6 protein-coding genes are annotated in these 5,174 nt (G+C 66.8%); 2 read left to right on the top strand and 4 right to left on the bottom strand.

The window, feature by feature from the left end; all coding sequences use genetic code 11:
* Together ABDW59_RS24475 and ABDW59_RS24480 are read left to right on the top strand one after the other, a co-directional pair.
* The coding region (locus tag ABDW59_RS24475) for an EamA family transporter (protein ID WP_343634079.1) at positions 1-424 on the top strand (424 nt) is incomplete at its 5' end.
* A gap of 208 nt (positions 425-632) precedes the next feature.
* Positions 633-2,777, top strand: coding sequence for a TonB-dependent siderophore receptor (locus tag ABDW59_RS24480; protein ID WP_343634081.1), 2,145 nt, complete (start codon positions 633-635; stop codon positions 2,775-2,777).
* 9 nt (positions 2,778-2,786) lie between these two features.
* Here the strand turns inward: ABDW59_RS24480 and ABDW59_RS24485 are convergent, their stop codons facing one another.
* The 4 genes from ABDW59_RS24485 to ABDW59_RS24500 are packed head-to-tail and all read right to left on the bottom strand — an operon-like array spanning position 2,787 to position 5,159.
* Positions 2,787-3,560, bottom strand: coding sequence for a hypothetical protein (locus ABDW59_RS24485; RefSeq protein ID WP_343634083.1), 774 nt, complete (start codon positions 3,558-3,560; stop codon positions 2,787-2,789).
* 6 nt (positions 3,561-3,566) lie between these two features.
* A complete protein-coding gene (locus ABDW59_RS24490) occupies positions 3,567-4,310 on the bottom strand; it encodes a hypothetical protein (protein WP_343634085.1) in 744 nt (247 codons plus the stop codon).
* 43 nt (positions 4,311-4,353) lie between these two features.
* Positions 4,354-5,007, bottom strand: coding sequence for a hypothetical protein (locus ABDW59_RS24495; RefSeq protein WP_343634087.1), 654 nt, complete (start codon positions 5,005-5,007; stop codon positions 4,354-4,356).
* A gap of 26 nt (positions 5,008-5,033) precedes the next feature.
* Complete coding sequence (locus tag ABDW59_RS24500) at positions 5,034-5,159, bottom strand: PAAR-like domain-containing protein (protein WP_343634089.1); 126 nt, start codon at positions 5,157-5,159, stop codon at positions 5,034-5,036.
* Positions 5,160-5,174 lie beyond the last annotated feature (15 nt).

Consider the following 5,174-nt stretch of genomic DNA (forward strand, 5'->3'; position numbering starts at 1 on the left):
GCAATGGATCGGTGACGCGCTGGGTGTCGCGGCGGCGCTGCTGTGGGGCGGGACGACGCTCGCGATCCGCGGCACGAAGCTCTCTTCGGCGAGCGCCGAGAAGACCTTGCTGTACCAGCTGGCGATCTCCGCGGTGGCTCTCGCGGTGGGTGCCGCGGTGTCGGGGGAGGGCTTCCCCATCGCGTGGTCGTGGCGCCTGCTGGGGCTCTTCGGGTTCCAGGCGGTGATCGTGTCCTTCGTCAGCTACCTGCTGTGGTTCTGGCTGATCCGCCATTACCCGGCGACCAAGCTCTCCAGCTTCACGCTGAGCACGCCGCTGTTCGGCCTGCTCGCCGGAGCGCTGCTGCTCGCCGAGCCGATCACCCCGCGTCTGATGCTGGCGCTCGCGGGGCTGGCGGCGGGGATTGTGATGGTGAACAGATAGGGGCCTGTGCCCCGCTGATGCTGCGCCGCGACACCCCGGTACGGTCGTGGCCTCGGAGGTCGCCTGACGGAGGCGGGCAACGTGGTAGCGATACCACGTTCGGCTACCGAGTTTGTCTGTACGTAAATGCGAATTCATCGCATTTCCATTAAAGTGCGCGGAGGTGGCGTTCGGATACGCCAAGGTTCCTTCTCCTCCCGTACTCCTGATGAAGCAGCAATTCCTGATGACCGCCTGCGCGCTGGCGGCAGCTCTGGCGCTGGGCGATTCCGCCCTGGCGCAATCGGCCCCGGCCCCGGTGGCCGCCGCCTCCCAGGCCCCGTCCACCGACGCCACGCTCGAGAAGATCGTCATCGCCGGCAAGCGCGCCAACCGGGTGTCCAAGGGCGCGACCGGCCTGCCGATGGACGTGAAGGACACGCCGCAAACCATCAGCTCCATCGACCGCGAGGACATGACCAACTTCGGTCTGACCGGCAGCAACGACGCGCTGGGCCTGGCCACCGGCATCAACGTCGAGCAGTACGAGACCAACCGCGCGACCTTCAACGCGCGCGGCTTCGACATCCAGCTGACGCAGGTCGACGGCCTGGGCATGACCAACTCCTGGGGCACGGTCGTGGGTCGCGAGGACACCTTCCTCTTCGACCGCATCGAGCTGATCCGCGGCGCCAACGGCTTGCTGACGGGCGTGGGCAACTCGTCCGGCACGATCAACTACATCCGCAAGCGCCCCAAGAACGAGGACGGCGGCGAGGTCAGCTTCAGTCTGGGCTCCTACGGCCTCAAGCGCGCGGCCGTCGACTACAACAAGGTCCTGACCCAGGACGGCAAATGGGCCGGCCGCTTCGTGGCGGTGACCGAGGACAAGGACTCCTACCAGCGTGGCCTCAAGGACAAGCGCAGCACCCTCTACGGCGTGGTGGACGGCCAGATCGGCGATCACGGCGTGCTGACGCTGGGCATCACCGCGGTGGACTCCAAGCAGGACTCGCCGACCTGGGGCTCGCTGACGCTGCTGCGCGCGGACGGCACGCAGGGCGACTTCCCGGTGGGCTCGTCGACCTCGCAGGACTGGACTTACTGGAACACCAAGTCCTACAACGCCTTCGCCGAGTACACCCACCAGCTGTCCAAGGACTGGGAAGCCAAGGTCACCTACAACTACCGTCACAGCAACGAGGCGACCAAGCTGTTCTACGCCTTCTCCAACAGCGGCGTGCTGAACAACGACAACACCGGCCTGGTCGGCTGGCCCTATCGCAGCCTCGGCGCGACCGACAACAACGTGCTGGACGCCAACCTCAACGGCAAGTTCAGCGCCTTCGGCCGCGAGCACACGCTGCTGGTGGGCCTGAGCCAGTCGCGCGAGAAGACCGCCGTCGACACCTTCGAGGCGCTGAACCACATGATGGATCCGCTGCCGGCCTTCCCCTACGGCGGCAACGTGTACACCGAGCCGGACTGGGGCCCGCGCGCGCCCTCGACCCGCGGCAGCCAGACGCTGACGCGCTTCTACGCGGCCTCGCGCCTGGCGCTGACGGACGCGCTGCATGCGGTGGTCGGCGTCAACGCGGTGAAGCTGGCGCGTGACGGCGCCTCGATCTACGGGAACGCGGCCACCAACAAGGTCTACCCGGACACGAAGGAGACCAGCCCCTACGTCGGCCTGACGTATGACTTCACGCCCGACATCATGGGCTACGTGTCCTACTCCAACATCTTCCAGAACCAGGATCAGACCGACATCAAGGGCGAGTACCTGGATCCGATGAAGGGGGTGAACACCGAAGTCGGCGTCAAGGCCGAGTGGATGAACAAGGCGTTGCTGACGACCTTCGCCGTCTTCAGCGCGAAGCAGCAGGGCCTGGCGACCTACGCCGGCAAGATCTCGGCGCCTGGCACCTCGATCGACGGCCAGGACTATTACGTCGGCCAGGACGTGAAGTCCAAGGGCTGGGAAGTCGAGGCCACCGGCCGCATCACCAAGGACGTCAAGGCCACGGTGGGCTACACCCACCTGATGCTCACCGGTCCGGACGGCAAGGACACCTACGTCTGGATCCCGCGCGACACGCTGAACTTCCGCGTTGACACGCGCGTGCCGGCGCTGCCGGCCCTGCGTCTGGGCGTCGGCGGCCGCTGGCAGTCGGAGACCAACGCGACCAACGGCACGCACCAGGGCGCGTTCATGACCGCCAACGCCTTCGCCTCTTACGAGCTGACGCCGGCCGCGACACTGCGCCTGAACGTCAACAACGTCTTCGATCGCAAGTACGTCCGCGGTCTGGCCTACGGCGCGACCTACGGCGCACCGCGCACCTTCGCGGTGTCGCTGGACTACAAGATCTGATCGGCGAGTTCAGCGCTTCAACGCGTCGTGGGGCGGCAGCCCCTGATAGGGCTGCGGGATCCCCTCGGCCTGCAGCGCGGCGGCGGGCTTGAGCAGCGGATTCGCCGCGACGTCGACCGACCGCAGCAGCCGCTCGAGCCGCTCGTGCTCCAGCGACGGTTCGTAAGGTTGCGTCAGATCGAAGCAGGCCGCGGTCACGTAAGGACCGCGCCGCCATTCCTTCCACCGACCGAAGAGATCCTCGGTCGGTCGCATGACCGGCTCGGGATGGTGCGTCACGATCCGGTCGATGCAGCCGTTCAGCCAGGCGCGCAGCGCGGCGTGGGCGGCATCGGGCAGCAGGTGATGCGCGAGCCGCGTCAGATAGACAAAGGACGACTCCCATTCCGCCGGGGAATCGTCGGCCTCATGCAGCGCCGGCGTTAGCCAGGTGAAGGCGCACCACAGCGGTCCGCGCACGGGGCCGAGCCATTCGGCGCGATCGCGGTCGTCGAACTCCAGATAGCGGCGGTCCGCCAGGCTGATCCAGGCGGAGTCGACCACCAACGCCGGATACGGGTCGTCGTGCAGATCGCGCAGTCGCGCAACGACGATCTCGTAGAGGGCGATGCACAGTCCCAGCTTCGATCGCAGGCTCGCTGGAGCCGCCTGGGCGGCGAGGGCTTCCGCCTCGTCCATGGGCCAGGCGAAGTCCTGACTCGCGCGGGCGTCGCTCCACAGATAGCGGATCCCGGCGCGGTCGTAGCCGCCGAGGTCGGCGAACGGATGCGGCGCTGGCGTCATGATCGATCAGGCGAAGAGGTAAGGCTCGCCGACGAAGCCGCCGGCGCGCATCTCGTCGGCGGGCACGAGGAAGGGATTGCGCGTCGGATCCGCCGCCTGGAAGAAGGCGTTCCATGCCGCCGCCGCGGCCGCCGGATCGCGCGGTACGCTCAAGTCGTCGAGCCAAGCGCGTGGGACCGGCTCCTCGGCGCTGTAGTCGAAGCGGCTGACGCTGCGGTCGTAGTCCGGTCCGCAGGGGTCGGTGACGGCCATGGCGACCAAGGTCTTCTCCAGCCATTCCTCGAAGCCGCAATCAGCCGGGAGCACATGGAAGGCCAGGAGCGCGCAGCGACCCGACATGCTGATCATCTGCGTCTTTCCCTTGCGGTACATCAGATGCAGGAGCTCCAGCCGGATCAGGGCGGTTTGCAGCGGTCCCGCGGGGTCGCCCTCGGCACCGAGGTCGTTCCTGACGCTGGTCAGATTCAGGCTGCGCGCGTAGGCCAGGGACACCTCCGAGGCCCAGGCGGCCTCGATCCGTTGCAGCGCGTCCTGCACGTCGGCGAAGCCGGACAGGCGCCAGACCACCCACTCCAGGCAGCCCAGCGCGATCGCGACCTTGCCCTTGTAGTTGACCTTCTCCAGCGCCGTGCCCAAGCGAGGCGGGACCGCGTCGAAGTCGTCCAGGCGGACCGCGATCTCGTTGCTCCACGGGAACGTGAGGGGGGCTTGGGCAAGGGCGGCGGGGATGTGGGCGGGTCTGTTCAGCATGGGATTGAGCAATCGATGAAAGACGGACGGGACGACGCGAAACTCAAAGCATCTTGAGCGTCAGATTCCGGCGGGCCAGGGGGGTGACGTTGCCGTTGGGCTCGGTACCACACTCGTCCTCGGTGAGCTTCTGCGGTTCGTTGTCGTCGTTGCAGAGCCAGATCTCATGATCGCATTCGTCCATGGCGATGCAGAGCAGGCGCTGGCAATCCTCGCAGGGGAGATTCGAGTGTTCGCCCTTACCGCTTCGCCAGTCGATCTTGAAGACCATCTTCAAGCCGCTCTGGTCGCCCAGCGTGTCCAGGATCCGGGCCTCGGCGTGACCGGACTTCTGCTTGTAGGGCGGACGATGGATCTTCTCCGAGCACATCACCCCCTCGCTGCCGGAGCGCACCGCGTCGGAGCCGCCGCCGACGAACTTGCTGGGGAACATCTCATGCGCGCGTCCATGCGAATGGGCGCTGGCGCAACGGGCCGTCTGCGTGCTCGGCGCCTGGAACTTGCAGCTCGAGATCGTCGTGCCCTCCTGGTCCTCCAGGCCGCTCTTGTTGCGCAGGCGCTTGTCCTTGGTGTTGCTCTCGACGTGATCCCGGCGCGTCTCGTTGTTGCGCTCGAGCTCCTTGCAGTCGTCCTCGACCGGCGCCTGCGCCATGGCGGCCGCGCTGACGGTGATCGCGGCGGTGTTTCCGGTGGTCATGGGGTGATCCTCAGGCCGACATGCGCTCAGCGCATGTTGTTGTGGGTGGTCAGATCCAGGTGCCGCACGACGTTCTTGCCCTCGAATTTCACGTCGAAGGACCAGGCCGCGAAGTAGGTCGTGTTCTGGATCTGGTGGCTCATCACGCCCATGCCCAGGGACTTCGT

Origin of the sequence: Roseateles sp. (assembly GCF_039595295.1) — a bacterium.
Lineage (GTDB): Bacteria > Pseudomonadota > Gammaproteobacteria > Burkholderiales > Burkholderiaceae_C > Roseateles.